The sequence below is a fragment of the Actinokineospora sp. NBRC 105648 genome, assembly GCF_030269645.1.
Taxonomy (GTDB): domain Bacteria; phylum Actinomycetota; class Actinomycetes; order Mycobacteriales; family Pseudonocardiaceae; genus Actinokineospora.
The window spans coordinates 324,803-339,798 of sequence record NZ_BSTR01000003.1 but is presented as its reverse complement, the minus strand read 5'-3'; the positions used below and the strand labels follow the sequence as shown (position 1 = coordinate 339,798).

At 72.0% G+C, this 14,996-nt stretch carries 12 protein-coding genes; 4 read left to right on the top strand and 8 right to left on the bottom strand.

The window, feature by feature from the left end:
* Positions 1 to 60 precede the first annotated feature (60 nt).
* On the top strand, positions 61 to 1,320 hold the full coding sequence (locus tag QSK30_RS04720; RefSeq protein WP_285499853.1) for a GAF domain-containing sensor histidine kinase: 1,260 nt from the start codon (positions 61 to 63) through the stop codon (positions 1,318 to 1,320).
* Here QSK30_RS04720 and QSK30_RS04715 read toward each other — a convergent pair.
* The 4 genes from QSK30_RS04715 to QSK30_RS04700 all read right to left on the bottom strand — a co-directional run bounded on the left by QSK30_RS04715 (position 1,283) and on the right by QSK30_RS04700 (position 4,775).
* Positions 1,283 to 1,651: a response regulator gene (locus QSK30_RS04715; protein ID WP_285499852.1), complete on the bottom strand. Its 369-nt coding sequence runs from the start codon at positions 1,649 to 1,651 to the stop codon at positions 1,283 to 1,285. The two genes, QSK30_RS04720 and QSK30_RS04715, sit on opposite strands and share 38 nt — an antisense overlap.
* Positions 1,652 to 1,807: 156 nt before the next feature.
* Positions 1,808 to 3,031, bottom strand: a complete 1,224-nt coding sequence (locus tag QSK30_RS04710) for an FAD-dependent oxidoreductase (protein WP_285499851.1) — start codon at positions 3,029 to 3,031, stop codon at positions 1,808 to 1,810.
* A 29-nt stretch (positions 3,032 to 3,060) separates the two neighbouring features.
* Positions 3,061 to 4,092, bottom strand: a complete 1,032-nt coding sequence (locus tag QSK30_RS04705; protein ID WP_285499850.1) for a sensor histidine kinase — start codon at positions 4,090 to 4,092, stop codon at positions 3,061 to 3,063.
* Positions 4,089 to 4,775 carry a response regulator gene (locus tag QSK30_RS04700; RefSeq protein ID WP_285499849.1) on the bottom strand — a complete coding sequence of 229 codons (687 nt, stop codon included), beginning with the start codon at positions 4,773 to 4,775 and terminating at the stop codon, positions 4,089 to 4,091. Before QSK30_RS04700 ends, QSK30_RS04705 begins: the two co-directional genes overlap by 4 nt.
* 119 nt (positions 4,776 to 4,894) lie before the next feature.
* Here QSK30_RS04700 and hrpA point away from each other — a divergent pair, with 119 nt between their 5' ends.
* Positions 4,895 to 8,803, top strand: coding sequence for an ATP-dependent RNA helicase HrpA (gene hrpA, locus QSK30_RS04695; protein WP_285499847.1), 3,909 nt, complete (start codon positions 4,895 to 4,897; stop codon positions 8,801 to 8,803).
* A gap of 532 nt (positions 8,804 to 9,335) precedes the next feature.
* On the opposite strand, the gene QSK30_RS04690 is transcribed toward hrpA, so the two are convergent.
* Together QSK30_RS04690 and QSK30_RS04685 are read right to left on the bottom strand one after the other, a co-directional pair.
* A complete protein-coding gene (locus tag QSK30_RS04690) occupies positions 9,336 to 10,256 on the bottom strand; it encodes an anti-sigma factor RsbA family regulatory protein (RefSeq protein WP_285499846.1) in 921 nt (306 codons plus the stop codon).
* Between the two features lie 113 nt (positions 10,257 to 10,369).
* Positions 10,370 to 11,038 (bottom strand): DUF427 domain-containing protein, encoded by a 669-nt coding sequence (locus QSK30_RS04685; protein WP_285499845.1) that lies wholly within the window; start codon positions 11,036 to 11,038, stop codon positions 10,370 to 10,372.
* A 64-nt stretch (positions 11,039 to 11,102) separates the two neighbouring features.
* Here QSK30_RS04685 and QSK30_RS04680 point away from each other — a divergent pair, with 64 nt between their 5' ends.
* Positions 11,103 to 11,882 carry an ion transporter gene (locus QSK30_RS04680; RefSeq protein ID WP_285499844.1) on the top strand — a complete coding sequence of 260 codons (780 nt, stop codon included), beginning with the start codon at positions 11,103 to 11,105 and terminating at the stop codon, positions 11,880 to 11,882.
* A 41-nt stretch (positions 11,883 to 11,923) separates the two neighbouring features.
* Complete coding sequence (locus tag QSK30_RS04675; protein ID WP_285499842.1) at positions 11,924 to 13,036, top strand: aminotransferase class V-fold PLP-dependent enzyme; 1,113 nt, start codon at positions 11,924 to 11,926, stop codon at positions 13,034 to 13,036.
* 351 nt (positions 13,037 to 13,387) lie between these two features.
* On the opposite strand, the gene QSK30_RS04670 is transcribed toward QSK30_RS04675, so the two are convergent.
* Together QSK30_RS04670 and QSK30_RS04665 are read right to left on the bottom strand one after the other, a co-directional pair.
* A complete protein-coding gene (locus QSK30_RS04670; protein WP_285499840.1) occupies positions 13,388 to 13,618 on the bottom strand; it encodes a hypothetical protein in 231 nt (76 codons plus the stop codon).
* Entirely contained in the window at positions 13,615 to 14,829 is a 1,215-nt protein-coding gene (locus tag QSK30_RS04665; RefSeq protein WP_285499838.1) for a S8 family serine peptidase, read from the bottom strand. Before QSK30_RS04665 ends, QSK30_RS04670 begins: the two co-directional genes overlap by 4 nt.
* Positions 14,830 to 14,996 lie beyond the last annotated feature (167 nt).

Genomic DNA, 14,996 nt, shown 5'->3' with positions numbered 1-14,996 from the left:
ATCGGGGGCACCTGCTCGCTCGCGTCGAACCCGCAGGTCAGCGCCTCGATACTCGGAACCGTGTCGTACGACGGATGGGACTCCGAGATCCAGCGTGTCGCCGCGGTGCGCGCACTGCGCCTGCTGGACACCCCGCGCGAAGAGCGGTTCGACCGGATCACCCGGCTGGCCCAGCACCTGTTGCGGGTCCCGATCGCGCTGATCTCCCTGGTCGAGGTCGACCGGCAGTGGTTCAAGTCGTGCGCTGGCCTGGACTCCGAGCAGACCCACCGCGGCGTCTCGTTCTGCTCGCACGCCATCGCGGCGGGCAGGCTGCTGGAGGTCACCGACGCCACGCTGGACCCCAGGTTCGCCCGGAACCCGCACGTGCTGGGCGACCCGGGCATCCGGTTCTACGCGGGCCAGCCGGTGGCCGCGCCCTCCGGCCACCTGGTCGGCACGCTGTGCGTGATCGACCGGGTCCCGCGCGAGCTCACCGACCTCGAGCGCGGCCACCTGCGCGACCTCGCCGCCTGGGTGCAGCTCGAGTGCGCGGTGGTGCAGGCCAGCCGGTGGGAGCGGGACAACGCGCGCACGCGGCGCGACTTCGTCTCCGTGCTCAGCCACGAGCTGCGCACCCCGCTGACCTCCATCCACGGCTCGCTGGAGCTGGCCATGTCCGGTCGCTTCGGCGAGCTCGCGCCCCAGCTGCGCAGGTTGGTGGGCATCGCGGCGCGCAACACCGACCGGCTGGTGCGGCTGGCCGGGGACGTCCTGGACCTGCAGCACATGCGCCACGGCGTGCTGCGGTTGCGGCTGGAGCGGCTCGCCCTCTCCGAGGTCGTCGACCACGCGATGCAGGCGGTGGAGCACACCGCGCGGGCGGCCGGGGTCGCGGTCATGGCCTCCTGCGGCGAGCGGGCTGTGGTCCGCGGCGACGGCGACCGACTGGTCCAGGTGGTGACGAACCTGCTGGCCAACGCCGTGCGGGTCAGCACGCCGGGCAGCCGGGTCCGGGTGGGCTGCGACGTGTCGCCGGGCTGGGCCGCGATCACCGTGCGGGACCAGGGCCCCGGGGTGCCGCCCGAGCTGCTGGACGCGATCTTCGAGCCGTTCGCCCAGTTCGAGGTGCCCCGCCAGCGGCAGGCAGGCGGCGCCGGGCTGGGCCTGGCGATCACCCGGGGCATCGTCGAGGCGCACGGTGGGCGGGTGCGGGCGTTCCCGGCGCCCGGGGGCGGCAGCACCTTCGAGGTCGTGCTGCCCACGGGCGGGCCCGCCGAGGACCGGCCCTGGCTGGCACCGCTCACCAGCCCAGCAGCAGCGCCACCTGGTCCCCGATGACCAACGGGTCGAACGGCTTGGGCAGCACGGCCACCGCGCCCAGCCCGCGCAGCCGCGCGTCCAGGTCGGGCTCGGCCACCGCGGTCACGAACACCACCGGCACGGCGCGGGTGCGCGGGTCGGCGCGCAGCGCGGCCAGCACGCCCGGTCCGTCGAGCACCGGCATCTCCACGTCGAGCAGCACCACGTCCGGCGCGCGCGAGCGGCACACCTCCAGCGCCGCCGCCCCCGAGGTCGCGGTCCGCACGTCCCAACCGCGCCCGTTGGCCAGGCACAGGCCCAGGACCTCGACGACGTCTTCGTCGTCGTCGACGACCAGCACCCTCACCACGGCCGGTCCACCCGATCACTGGTGCGGGTGGTGGTGGCTGTCGCGGGCTCACTCATCCACCTCATTGTGCCCACGCGGCCCGGTGTCGCCACTGAGAGCCGGGGCGCTCACCAGGGAGGATTGGACAATCGGGTCACCGCGGGACGAACCCCCGGCCTAGGCCGTCGCCCTCAGCACGGCCTGGGCGGTGCGCCGCCCGGAGACCAGCGCGCCCTGGATCGACGGGGTGTCGCGGTGGTCGCCGCACACGTAGAGCCCCTCGCCCAGCGACACCGGCTTGCGCAGCGGACCGTCGGCGATCGGCACCGCCTCGGTGATCCGGTAGGAGCGCACGTGCTCCCAGGCCGAGGTGTCGCGGTGGTAGATCTGGGCCAGGTGGGCCCGCACGGCGGCCTCGCCCGGGTCCTCGGTCCCGAGCGACGTCGAGGACACCAGGACGGCCCCGGGCGCGTACTCGGGCGCGGCGTTGGTGAGCACCACGCTGTTGGTGAGCGGCCCCCGCCCCAGGCCGTCGAGCACGATGGCGGCCTCGGCGACCGGCGGCGAGTCGGCGAGGTGGTAGTGCGTGACGCACCCGCGCGTGCCGGGCGCGGGCACCCGTTCGCCGAGCAGCCGGTGGGCGGCGGTCCCGTCGACGGCGACGACCACCGACCGGGCGGTGACCGTGCCGAACTCCCCGGTCACCCGGCCGGGGGCCACCTCGCGGATCGGGAAGCTGTACTTGACCGCCCCGGCGGGCAGCCCGGCCGCGAGTTGGTCGGGGATCGCCCGCATGCCCGCGCGCGGGACGCCGATCGCGCCGCGGGCGAAGCTGCGCAGCACGAACTCGGCGAACCGGCTGGGCACCGTCAGGTCGGGGTCGAGGAACACCCCGGCGAGGAACGGGCGGAGGAACCGGTCGAGCACCGGTCCGGTGATGCCGTAGTCGGCCAGCCGGGCGCGGAACGGCCGGTCGTCGCGCTCGCGCAGCGTCTTCGCGGGGGCCGCGGCCAGCGCGGCGGCGTAGGCGCCGAGCATGAGCTTGCGGGCCACCGAGCCGATCGGGGCGCGCAGGGTGGCGCCCAGGCTGCCGGGCCGCCTGCGCGGGTCGGCGACCAGGTGCAGCCCGTCGGCGTCGCTCACCAGCGCGCTGGGCACGAACGGGCGCAGCGCGAGCGCCTCGATGTCCAGCAGGTCCTGGGCGGCCGGGTAACCGGCGTTGAAGACCTGGAAGCCCCGGTCCAGCAGCAGCTTGCCCACCCGGTCGGTGCGCACCCGCCCGCCGGGCGCCTCACCCGCCTCCAGGACGATCACCTCGCGCCCGGCCGCGGTCAGGGTCTTGGCGGCGGCCAGCCCGGCCAGGCCCGCGCCCACGATGACGGTGTCGGTCTCGAAGCTCACGAGACCCCACCGTAGTTGAGCCGGTCCACTCAGGCCGGGAGCGTGATCCGGATCCGGCAGCCGCGGGTCGAGTCGACCACCGCGATGGTGCCGCCGTGCAGCTCGACCACCCAGCGGGCGATGGCCAGCCCGAGCCCCGTCCCGCCGCCGCGGGCGCGTTCGCCGCGGGTGAACCGGCGGAACACCAGGTCGCGTTCGGCCGCGTCGATGCCCGGCCCCTCGTCGCGGACCTCCAGCACCAGCCCGGCCGAGGAGGTCCCGGCGGTGACCCGGACCTCGCCGTCGGCGGGCCCGTGCCGCACGGCGTTGTCGAGCAGGTTGACCAGCACCTGGTGCAGCCGCTCGCGGTCGGCCACCACGCTGGTCGCGGAGCGGCCGACACTGCTGGTGAAGCGCACCGAGCGGCCCGCGGCGACGGCGTTGACCTCGGCCTCGGCGACCACCTCGGCGAGCAGCCCGTGCACCTCGACGCGCTCGCGGTCGAGGGTGTGCGCGCCCGCGTCGATGCGGGAGAGGTCGAGCAGCTCCTTGACCAGCCGCCCGAGCCGCTCGGTCTGCGCCAGGGCGGTGCGCATGGTGACCGGGTCGGCGCTGCTGACCCCGTCGACGACGTTCTCCAGCACGGCCTGCAGCGCCGCGATCGGGGTGCGCAGCTCGTGCGAGACGTTGGCGATGAGCTCGCGCCGGTGCCGGTCGGCGGCGTCGAGGTCGGCGCTCATCTGGTTGAACGCCCGGCCCAGCTCGCCGACCTCGTCGCGGGCGGTCACCCGGATCCGCCGGGAGTAGTCGCCGCGGGCCATCGCCTTGGCGGCGGCGGTCATGTCGCGCAGCGGCCGGGTCATCCCGTGCGCGAGCACCTGGGAGGTGAGCAGCGCGCCGATGATCGCGGTGATCGAGGTGGTCGGCGGCAGCCAGCCGATCATCAGCCAGAAGTAGGCCAGGCCCGCGGCGCCGGAGGCGACCAGCAGGATGCCGATCTTGACCTTGATCGAGCGGACCGGGTCGAGCGGCCGGGGCAGCAGCTCCAGCAGGGTCACCGCCCGGGCCCGCAGCGCGCTCACGGGGCCACCTCCAGGGCGTAGCCGACGCCGTGCACGGTGCGGATCAGGTCGGCGCCGAGCTTGCGGCGCAGCGCCTTGACGTGGCTGTCGACCGTGCGCGTGCCCGCCGCGTCGCCCCAGCCCCAGATCTCGGCCAGCAGCCGCTCCCGGGGCTGCACCGCGCGCGGGCGGGCGGCCAGGTGCGCGATCAGGTCGAACTCGATCGGGGTCAGGTGCGCCTCGACCCCCGCCCGGCGGACCCGGCGCTGCACGGTGTCGACCTCCAGGTCCCCGACGGTGATCGGGGCGGTGCCGGGTTCGGTCCGCGCGGACCGCTCCACCCGGCGCAGCAGGGCGTGCACCCGGGCCACCAGCTCGCGCGGGGAGAACGGCTTGGTCATGTAGTCGTCGGCGCCCACGACGAGCCCGACGAGCAGGTCGGTCTCGTCGTCGCGGGCGGTGAGCATGAGCACCGGCACCGGGCGCGTGGCCTGCACCCGGCGGCAGACCTCCAGGCCGTCGAAGCCGGGCAGCATGACGTCGAGCACGATCAGGTCGTGCCGCCCGGCCGCCGCGGCCGCCACCCCGCCCGGGCCGTCGTGCGCGAGGTCGACGTCGAACCCCTCCGCGCGCAGCCGCGCGGCCACCGACTCCGCGATGGTCTGCTCGTCCTCGACCACCAGCACCCGTCGCCTGTTGCCCATGGTGGTGACTCTAAGGACGCCCTGTGCGGGTCGGTGGCGTGGACTGTGAACGTTGTGTGGAGGAGCTCGCGGCAAACCGGATGAAGCCCGCCCGGTCCATTGCCTAGGCTGGGGGGCAAATGAGCAGCACCGACACCAGCCCCAGCCTGGCCGACCTGCGGGCCGCCCTGCCCGAGCTGATGCTGCGGGACCAGCGGCGGCTGGGCCGCAGGCTCGACGGGATCCGCAAGACCCGCGACCCCGCGCGCAAGCAGGCGTCCCTGGCGAAGATCGCCGAGGAGGTCGACGCCGCGCGGCGGCGGATCGAGCTGCGCCGGTCGTCGGTTCCCGCGCTGAGGTACCCGGAGGAGCTGCCGGTCAGCCAACGCCGCGCGGACATCCGCGCCGCGATCCGCGACCACCAGGTGGTGATCGTCGCGGGGGAGACCGGCTCCGGCAAGACCACCCAGCTGCCCAAGATCTGCCTCGAGCTGGGTCGCGGGGTGGCCGGGCTGATCGGGCACACCCAGCCGCGCCGGATCGCCGCGCGCACGGTCGCCGAGCGGGTCGCCGAGGAGGTCGGCACGCCGCTGGGGGAGACCGTCGGCTGGAAGGTGCGGTTCACCGACCAGGTCGGCGAGCGCACCCTGGTCAAGCTGATGACCGACGGCATCCTGCTCGCCGAGATCCAGAACGACCGGCTGCTCTCGGCCTACGACACGATCATCATCGACGAGGCGCACGAGCGCAGCCTCAACATCGACTTCCTGCTCGGCTACCTGGCCAGGCTGCTGCCGCGCAGGCCGGACCTCAAGGTCGTGATCACCTCCGCGACCATCGACCCGGAGCGGTTCTCCCGGCACTTCGGCGACGCGCCGATCGTGGAGGTCTCCGGCCGCACGTACCCGGTCGAGGTCCGCTACCGGCCGCTGGTCGACCTCGACGACCCCGACGCCGACCCGGACCGCGACCAGACCCAGGGCATCCTGGACGCGGTCGACGAGCTGTGCGCGGAGGGTCCCGGCGACATCCTGGTGTTCCTCTCCGGTGAGCGGGAGATCCGCGACACCGCCGAGGCGCTCGCGGGGCGGAACCTGCGCGACACCGAGGTGCTGCCGCTCTACGCGCGGCTGTCCAGCGCCGAGCAGCACCGGGTGTTCCAGGCGCACGGCAACCGCCGGGTCGTGCTGGCCACCAACGTCGCCGAGACCTCGCTGACCGTGCCGGGCATCAAGTACGTCGTGGACCCCGGCACCGCCCGGATCTCCCGCTACAGCAACCGGCTCAAGGTCCAGCGGCTGCCCATCGAGCCGGTCTCGCAGGCCTCGGCCAACCAGCGCAAGGGCCGTTGCGGGCGGACCTCGGACGGTGTCTGCGTCCGGCTCTACAGCGAGGACGACTTCGACGCGCGCCCGGAGTTCACCGACCCGGAGATCCTGCGCACCAACCTGGCCTCGGTCATCCTGCAGATGAGCGCCGCCGACCTCGGCGAGATGGCCGACTTCCCGTTCATCGACCCGCCGGACAAGCGCAACATCGCCGACGGCGTGCAGCTGCTGCAGGAGCTGGGCGCGCTCGACCCGGCCGAGCCCGACCCGGCCAAGCGGCTCACCGACCTGGGCCGCAAGCTCGCCCAGCTGCCGGTCGACCCGCGGCTGGCCCGGATGGTGATCGAGGCGGACCAGGCGGGCTGCGTCAGCGAGGTCATGGTGGTCGCCGCCGCGCTGTCCATCCAGGACCCGCGGGAACGGCCGCAGGAGAAGCAGCAGGCGGCGGCGGAGAAGCACGCGCGCTTCGCCGATCCCGACTCCGACTTCCTGACCTACCTCAACCTCTGGGAGTACGTGCGGGAGCAGCAGAAGGAGCTCTCCGGCAGCCGGTTCCGCAGGCAGTGCAAGGCGGAGTTCCTGAACTACCTGCGCATCCGCGAGTGGCAGGACATCCACAGCCAGCTCCGGCAGGTGGTCCGCCAGCTCAACATCACGCCCAACGAGGTGCGCCCGGACCCGCGCAACATCCACACCGCGCTGCTGTCGGGCCTGTTGTCGCACATCGGTTTCCGCGACCCGGCGGGCAAGGAGTACTTCGGCGCCCGCAACGCGAAGTTCGCCGTTTTCCCGGGGTCGGCGCTGTTCAAGAAGCCCCCGCGCTGGGTGATGGCGGCGGAGCTGGTGGAGACGACCCGGCTGTGGGCGCGCACCGCGGCCCGGATCGAGCCGGAGTGGATCGAGCCGCTGGCCGCGCACCTGGTCAAGCGCACCTACAGCGAGCCGCACTGGGAGGCCAAGCAGGGTTCGGTGGTGGCCACCGAGCGGGTCACCCTCTACGGGCTGCCGATCGTGGTGGACCGGAAGGTCCAATACGGACGGATCGACCCGGAGGTCTCGCGCGACCTGTTCATCCGCAACGCGCTGGTGGAGGGCGACTGGCAGACCCGGCACCACTTCTTCCGCGACAACCGCGCCCTGCTGCGCGAGGTGGAGGAGCTGGAGAACCGGGTGCGCAGGCGGGACATCCTCGTCGACGAGGAGACGCTGTTCGCCTTCTACGACCAGCGCGTCCCGGCCGACGTGGTGTCCGGGCGGCACTTCGACACCTGGTGGAAGAAGACCCGGCAGGAGCAGCCCGACCTGCTGAACTACTCGAAGTCCATGCTGGTCAACGACCACGCGGGCAAGATCAGCGAACAGGACTTCCCGGACGCGCTGCAGCAGCACGGCCTGACCCTCCCACTGACCTACCGCTTCGAACCCGGCCGCGCCGACGACGGCGTCACCGCGCGGGTCCCGATCTCGGTGCTCAACCAGATCGAGGGCGACGGTTTCTCGTTGCAGGTCCCCGGCCTGCGCGAGGAGGTCGTGACGGCGCTCATCCGGTCCCTGCCCAAGCCGCTGCGGCGAAACTTCGTGCCGGTCCCGGACTTCGCGAAGGCCGTCGTCCGCAGACTGGGCGAGGTCGAGGAGTCCCTGCCCGACGCCGTCGGCCGCGAGCTCAAGGCACTGACCGGCGTGGTCGTCCCGCGTGAGTCCTGGCAGCTCGACACCGTGCCCGAGCACCTGCGCACGACGTTCCAGATCGTCGACGGCGACAAGACCCTGGCCCAGGGCAAGGACCTGGGCGCGCTCAAGGCCCAGCTCAAGACCCAACTGCGCGCGTCCCTGGCCGAGGCGACCGTCGACCTGCAGCGACGCGGACTGACGGCGTGGACCATCGGGACACTGCCGAAGGTGGCCCGCACCGAACAGCGGGGACTCGTGGTCACGGCCTACCCGGCCCTGGTGGACGAGGGCACCACGGTCGCGGTCCGCATGCTCGACACCGAACCCGACCAGCGCGCGGCCATGTGGCTGGGCACCCGGCGGCTCATCCTGCTGAACGTCCCGTCCCCGGTGAAGTTCGTCGTGCGAACCCTGTCCAACCAGGCGAAGCTGGCCCTCTCGCACAACCCGCACGGCTCAGTCCCAGCACTCCTGGCCGACTGCGTCGACGCCGCCGCGGACCACCTGATCACCACAGCGGGCGGCCCGGCCTGGGACGAGGCAGGCTTCACGCGGCTCAAGGAGTCCGTCCGCACCCGGCTCAACGAGACGACCCTGGACGTCCTCGACCGGGTCCGCAAGGTGGTCACCGCCTGGAACGACGTCCAACTCCGCCTCACCCGCACCGCCGGTCCGATCTTCGTGGAGCCACTCGCCGACATCCGCGAACAGCTGGCAGGCCTGATCCACCCCGCCTTCGCCACCGAGACGGGCGTGACCCGACTCGCGGACCTGGAACGCTACCTGCGCGGCATCGAACGCAGGCTGGACAAGCTCCCGGAACGCCCAGACCGGGACACGGCCTGGATGCACACGGTGCAGGACCTCGAGGACGCCTACCACGACCTGCTGGAACAACTGCGCCCGAGCGCCCGGGAGACCGAACAGGTACGAGCGGTCCGATGGATGATTGAGGAACTACGGGTCAGCTACTTCGCACAGACCCTGGGAACCCCGACTCCCATTTCCGACAAGCGCATCCTCAAGGCAATCGAACAACTAAAACCCTAGCCGCTCCTCATTCTGCCCATCTCTTGTTTGCTCTGCTTTACAATTCTAAATCCCGAGCCCGCTGGTACGTAACATTCGTTACGTCAGCCCTGCTCTTACTCGGGCCCGTCGTCTCGGGTGCCGTCGTGGGGTCGACCCCGGGGGGCGCGCGTCGTTGGGGCTGCCCGAGGAAAAGACGGGGGCTCGATCTAGTGAACTCGCTTCGTGTGGGGCCCCTAGAGCACCGCGGTGGAGAGAAAAGGGCAGGTAAGGGCATCCCCACCCACGGCAAGTTTAGCGGTGCTCTCCCCCCACGCGAAGCGAGTCCACTAGATCGAGCATCCGTAACGGGCATTGCGTACCAGCGGGGTCGGCCTCACCGCTGCGGTTAGCTGGGGGACGGGACTTACTTGGGTACCAGCAGGGTCGGCCTATCCGCTGCTGTACCAGCGGGGGGCCGGGATCTTGTTGTGTTCCAGCAGGGTCGGCCTTTTGCGGCGATGTAATGTGCGCGAGGATCTGTGGCGAACCCTTGTCCCGTTGAGTTCGCGCTTTAGCGGTTCACGTGTAGGCGGACCACTGTGCCGGTGCTCGCGGTCGATCGGATGCGGACCAGGTCGCACAGTTGATTGGCCAGCCAGACGCCGCGGCCGCCCTGTACTGAGGGGATTGGTGCGATGCGGCCGACCAGGGGGTCTGGGATGTGGCCGCTGTCGCTGATCTCGCAGACGAAGGTCTCGCCGTCGGTCCACAGGCGCAGGGTGCCGCGTTCTCCGCCGTGGCAGATGCTGTTGGTGACCATCTCGTTGGTGGCCAGGGTGAGGTCGAGGGCCCGTTCGCGGGTCAGCCCGAAGTGCCGTGCCCGTACGCCGACCAGGTCGCGCAGTTCCGGGAGGTCGTCCAGGCAGAAGTGGACGACGTCGGAGACCGAGTCCGGGGCGGGGAGCTCGCCCGCGAAGTGGTCGTGGGCGTAGTCGTGGTCGAAGCGGTCGCTCATCGTGCGGGTGTCCTCGACGATGACCGGGTGGGTGTGCCGGGCGGCGGCGAGTACGTCGCCCGGGACTCCCGTGCCGTCCAGGGCGCAGCACAGCCGGAGCTGGCTGGCCTCCTCGAAGGCCAGGTTGATCAGTGCCTCGTGCAGGACGACCTCGGCGTGTTCGGCGGCTGAGCGGCCCACCCAGGCCGACTCGCCGATGCCGCGCACCGGTCGGTCGCCCGCCTCGCTGACCTGGCCCCGGATGGCCGGGATGAGTCGTGCGGGGTTGCGGCCGAGGTCGGCCATGTCGAGGAACCGCACGTCGCCCGCTTGTTCGCCGAGGGCGGCGCGGAGCAGTTCGGTGCCCGGTGGCGGTAGGACGGCGAACACGAACTCGCCCGCTGCGAGGCCTTCGCGCAGGTAGCCCGCGGCGTTCGCCGCGAACGCTGTTGCGTCGCGGTAGACCAGGGCCTCGTGGGTGAACCCGGGTGCGCTCATGCGGTCACGTCCTCGACACCTTGGGGCGGATTCCTCGCTCTCCAGGGACGCGGTGGACTCACGCCGAGTTCCCACCGCCCGCCGACGAGGTCGGTCAGGTACGGGGTCGGATACTACCGGTGACCATACCCGGGGGTGACGGACAGCTCGACCCGCTCGTCGTAGAAGCAGGCCAGGCCCGCGATCTTCTGGCTCTCCGGCAGCGGCGCTCGGTAGCACCACACCACGTCGCGGTGGGTAGTGCTGCCGTGGGTGGTGCTCTGGTCGTCGGTGTCGTCGACCACGACGTCCCAGTAGGTGGCGGTGCCCTTGTACGGGCACATCGTGGTCGTCGCCGACGGGCGCAGCAGGTCCATCCGCACGTCGTGCAGCGGCAGGTAGTACCGGGGCCGCAGACCGGTCTCGAACAGCACTCGCGGCTGCCGGGACTCGGCCACCCGCACCCCGCCGACCTCGACGACGACGTGCCGCGAGGAGGCCAGGATGTCCACTCGCGTGTACGGGTCGCGCGCGTGCACGTACACCGGCTCGTCTTCCTCGAACCACTCGTCCATCGCCGACCAGTTCACCCGCACGAGACCCGCCAGGGTGGGCGCGTCGGGCACGGTGAGGGCGCCCGGCGGGACCAAGTCGGCGCGGACGTCGTCCTGTGGGAAGTGGTAGGTCGGATACGGAGCGTGCTCCCACACCAGCAGCGGCGCCACCGAGTCGACGACCAGGGCACCGCCCCGGTAGCCGCGCACGTGCTTGGGGGACCGCTCGACCCGGGGTTCGCCGCTCACCCAGCCGACGCTACGCCCACGGGGCGAATGGCAGGCGGGGCGTGTGCCGTGGAAGATTCGCGCCATGGTCATCTCGCTGGCGGTCTCACCCAAGCGGCACCGCGTCGGGCTGGACGACTGGCTGATGCTCGTGCTCGCCGTGGTGTCGGTCGCCCTGCTCGCCTACCGCGCCTTCTGGCACCCGGCCCCCGAGGTGGGCAGGCTGATCGTCCGGGTCGACTGGGGCCTGTGCGCGGTGTTCGCCCTGGAGTTCCTGTGGCGGTGGCGCTCAGCGGGGTTCAGCAGGCGGTTCGTGCTGGTCAACTGGTACGACCTGGTCGGCATGGTGCCGGTGGCGCACCTGGCCTTCCGCGCCTTCCGGCTGCTGCGGGTGGTCCGGCTCGGCGTGCAGCTCACCAGGTTCCACCGACCGGTCGACCGGTCGGTGGGGGAGGAGCTGGCCCACCGCGCGATGGCCCGCTTCGGCGGCGTGCTGATCGACGTGATCAAGAAACCGCTGACGGTCGCGGTGCTGGAGGAGGTGGTCTCGGTCCTGCGCACCGGGCACTACGCGCGCAACCTGGCCAGCGCGCTGGAGGAGAACCGCGCCGAGATCCGCTCCCTGGTGCTGGAGAAGCTGCGCGACGACCCCCAGGCCGGGCGACTGCGCCGGATGCCCTTCCACGACGAGATCGTCGGCTCGGTCACCGACACCGCGCTGCGGGTCATCCTGGAGATGCTCGCCGACCCGCGCACCGACGAGCTCATCTCCGACCTGCTGCGCGAGAACATCGACCAGATCCGCGAGGCCGTCCGCTCCGACGCGCACCGCAACCTGCCCGACCCGGAGCCGCCCGACCGCTGAGAGTCCTTACCCGCCAACGAAATCCCTGACATGATGCCAGGGTGCGCTCCCACGACCACCGGTTCGCGCTCGACCCGACCACCCTGCACCTGAACCCCGGTGCCTACGGCGTCCTCCCGCGCGCCGTGCAGGCGGCCCGCGCCGAGTACCAGCGCAGAGCCGAGGCCAACCCGCTGCGCTTCAACCGGGTCGACACCCCGGTCCTGGTCGAACGCGCCCGCGAGGCCGCGGCCGCGTTCCTCGGCACCGACGGGGTGGCCCTGGTGCGCAACGTCTCCGAGGCCGTGGCCACCGTACTGGCGTCCCTGAACCTGACCCCCGACGACGAGATCCTGTTGTCCGACCACGGTTACGGCGCCGTCGCCCTGGCCTGCGGGGCCCGAGCCAAGATCCGCACTGTGCGCTTCCCGATCACCGCGACCCCCACCGAGATCGTCACCGCGTTCACCGACGGCCTGCGCCCCAACACGAAACTGGTCGTCGTCGACTCGATCACCTCACCCACCGCCCTGGTGCTCCCGGTCCGCCGGATCATCGAGGCCTGCCACGCGGCAGGCGCCCCGGTCTTCGTCGACGCCGCCCACGGGCCCGGCCACATCCAGGAACTCCCCGAGGAGACGGGCGCGGACTTCTGGGCGGGCAACTTCCACAAGTGGGCCTACGCCCCACGCCCGTGCGCGGCCCTCTACCTGGCGCCGAGGTGGCGCGACCGGATCGAGCCACTGGTCCCGTCCTGGGAACACCCGGCCCGCTTCCCCCGCTGGTTCGACCACGCGGGCACCGGCGACTACTCCGCCTGGATGGCCCTACCCGAAGCCCTCACCTGGTGGCGCACAGCAGGCGGCTGGACAGCTGTGGCGAACAGCGCCGAGATCCTGGACAAGGGCGTCCGCCTGGTAGCCGACGCACTCGACACCCAGGGCCAGGTCACCGACCACCACGCCCCCCTCATGCGACTCGTCCCCCTACCGGATGGCCTGGTGGCCAACGAGATCGACGCCCGCACCTACTACCACGAACTCAGCACCCGCCACCGCGCCGAAGTGGCCGTGGTCTGGTGGAACGGCAACGCCTACGTCCGCCTGGGCGGCACCCTCCCCAACACCGAGGACGACTACCGAGCCCTGGCAACCATCCTCGCCGAAGGCCGCTAGCCCGGCCCGCCCAGTCCCTCACCAAGGCAACCACCCCCAAGCCCGAACCCGCCCTAGCGCCGAACCTGCCCTAGCGCCGAACCCGCCCCACCACAATCCCCTCAGCCCAAACCCGGCCCCACCACAATCCTTTCCGCCCTGCCCGCCCCCCACCAAACCCCCACCCGGCCACCAAACCCCACCCGCCAGACCACTCCCCGCCCTGCATCCCATACGCAGCCAAAACACGGGCTGGTGGTGTCTGTCAAGGCATCTTCCCCGCCTTGACAGACACCACCAGCCCGTAGTCACACTCGGCGTAGGGGATTCAGGGCCACCACGGGCGAAGCAAGCCGCGAGACAGCCCAAAGCTCACTGCACATCCGACCCAGGCCCAGGAACACCAACCCCAGACCCGAACTCCACACCGTCCACACCAGACACACCACGCAGCGCGGCCACCCCACCCCGCTCCACCGACCCCACCACCACCCCCACCTCACCGAGCACCCGCTCCACCACCAACCCGGCCCCCCGCAACTCGGCCACCACCCGCCCGAGATCGGCCGAGGCGGCCACGGTCACCAGGACAGCCACCATCACGGCGCCTGCACCAGCCCCGCCCCCACATCGGTCGACGCCAGCGGCAACCGCCGCGCCGTCTGCGACAACCGGGCCCACAGCTCCCACCCGCGCGCCCCGGTGGCCTGCGCCAGCAGCGCCGCCACCCCGGCCACGTGCGGGGTCGCCATGCTCGTCCCGCTGATCTTGTTGTGCAGCTTGGGCGCGGGCCAGGACGAGTACACGTCCACCCCCGGCGCCACCACGTCCACCGCGCCGACCCGGTCCACCGTTCCGCAGGAGAACCAGCCCAGCGCGGTCTGCACGTCGATCGCGCCGACGGCGAGGATGGACGGGCAGTTGGCCGGGTGCCCGACCGGGCTGATCCGCCCCTCCAGGCGCTTGGAGTCGTTGCCCGCCGCCGCCACGATCAGCGTGCCCTGGGCCAGCGCGCGGTTGGCCACGGCCTCGTAGGTGGGCGAGTACGGGTCGCCCGGCCGCACCGTCGCGCCCAGGGACATCGACACGACCGCGCAACCGTTGGAGATCGCCCAGGCGATGCCCGCGAGGATGCCGCCGTCGGCGCCCGAGCCCTGGTTGCTCAACACCTTCCCCGCGAAGATCTCACCCTTGTAGGCCACCCCGTAGCCCGCGCCCGCCCCGGGCTCACGCGGGCCCAGCGCGGTGCCGATGCAGTGCGTGCCGTGCCCGTGGCCGTCCTGGACCTCCTGTCCGGCGATGAACGAGCTGCTGGTCACCTCGCGCCCGGCGAACTCCGGGTGTCCCAGGTCGAACCCGGTGTCGAGCACCGCGACCCGGATGCCCTCGCCGGTGGCGGCGCTGAGCTGCGCGGCCACCGCCTGCAGGCCCCAGGTGAACCTGCTCTCGTCCACCTGCGGGCCCGCCTCGTCCGCCGAGGACTCCGGCGATCCCGCTGACTCCGCCGATTCCGAAGGGCCCGAGTCGATCGCGTAGACCCGTCGCTCCTCCTCGACCGAGGCGATCGGGCCGGACTCCGCGGCCGCGGCGGTCAGCGCCGCGACCTGGTCGGGGTCGGCGGCCACCACGGCCACGCCGAGCCGGTCGAGCACCAGTCCGCCCGCGTCCGCGAAGTCGCTGGACGCCGCCTCGGCGGTACTGGTCGCCCGGATGCCCGCGATCCGGTTCAGCGCCCGGGTGCCCGCGGCGACCGCGTCGTCCGCCAGCAGCACGAGGTAGCGGCCCGTCGTCGCGCTCTCTTCGGGATGTGTCATCGTCCCCAGCTCCTCCTGGTCGTGATCACCACCTGAAAGTGTGATCGAAAACCACGGTCAGGTGTAACGGGAATCACACTTTTGCTCCAACGGTCCTGACCGGGTGAATCGGTCCATCAGGTCCATCCCGTGACACGCCCTGGTCTCGGCGAACCGGACGTTTACTG

Bases quoted from the DNA above. Each gene is read 5' to 3' on its own strand.
- QSK30_RS04680 (WP_285499844.1), top strand. From the start codon at position 11,103: ATGGTCATCTCGCTGGCGGTCTCACCCAAGCGGCACCGCGTCGGGCTG.
- QSK30_RS04700 (WP_285499849.1), bottom strand. From the start codon at position 4,775: ATGGGCAACAGGCGACGGGTGCTGGTGGTCGAGGACGAGCAGACCATC.
- QSK30_RS04665 (WP_285499838.1), bottom strand. From the start codon at position 14,829: ATGACACATCCCGAAGAGAGCGCGACGACGGGCCGCTACCTCGTGCTG.
- hrpA (WP_285499847.1), top strand. From the start codon at position 4,895: ATGAGCAGCACCGACACCAGCCCCAGCCTGGCCGACCTGCGGGCCGCC.
- QSK30_RS04690 (WP_285499846.1), bottom strand. From the start codon at position 10,256: ATGAGCGCACCCGGGTTCACCCACGAGGCCCTGGTCTACCGCGACGCA.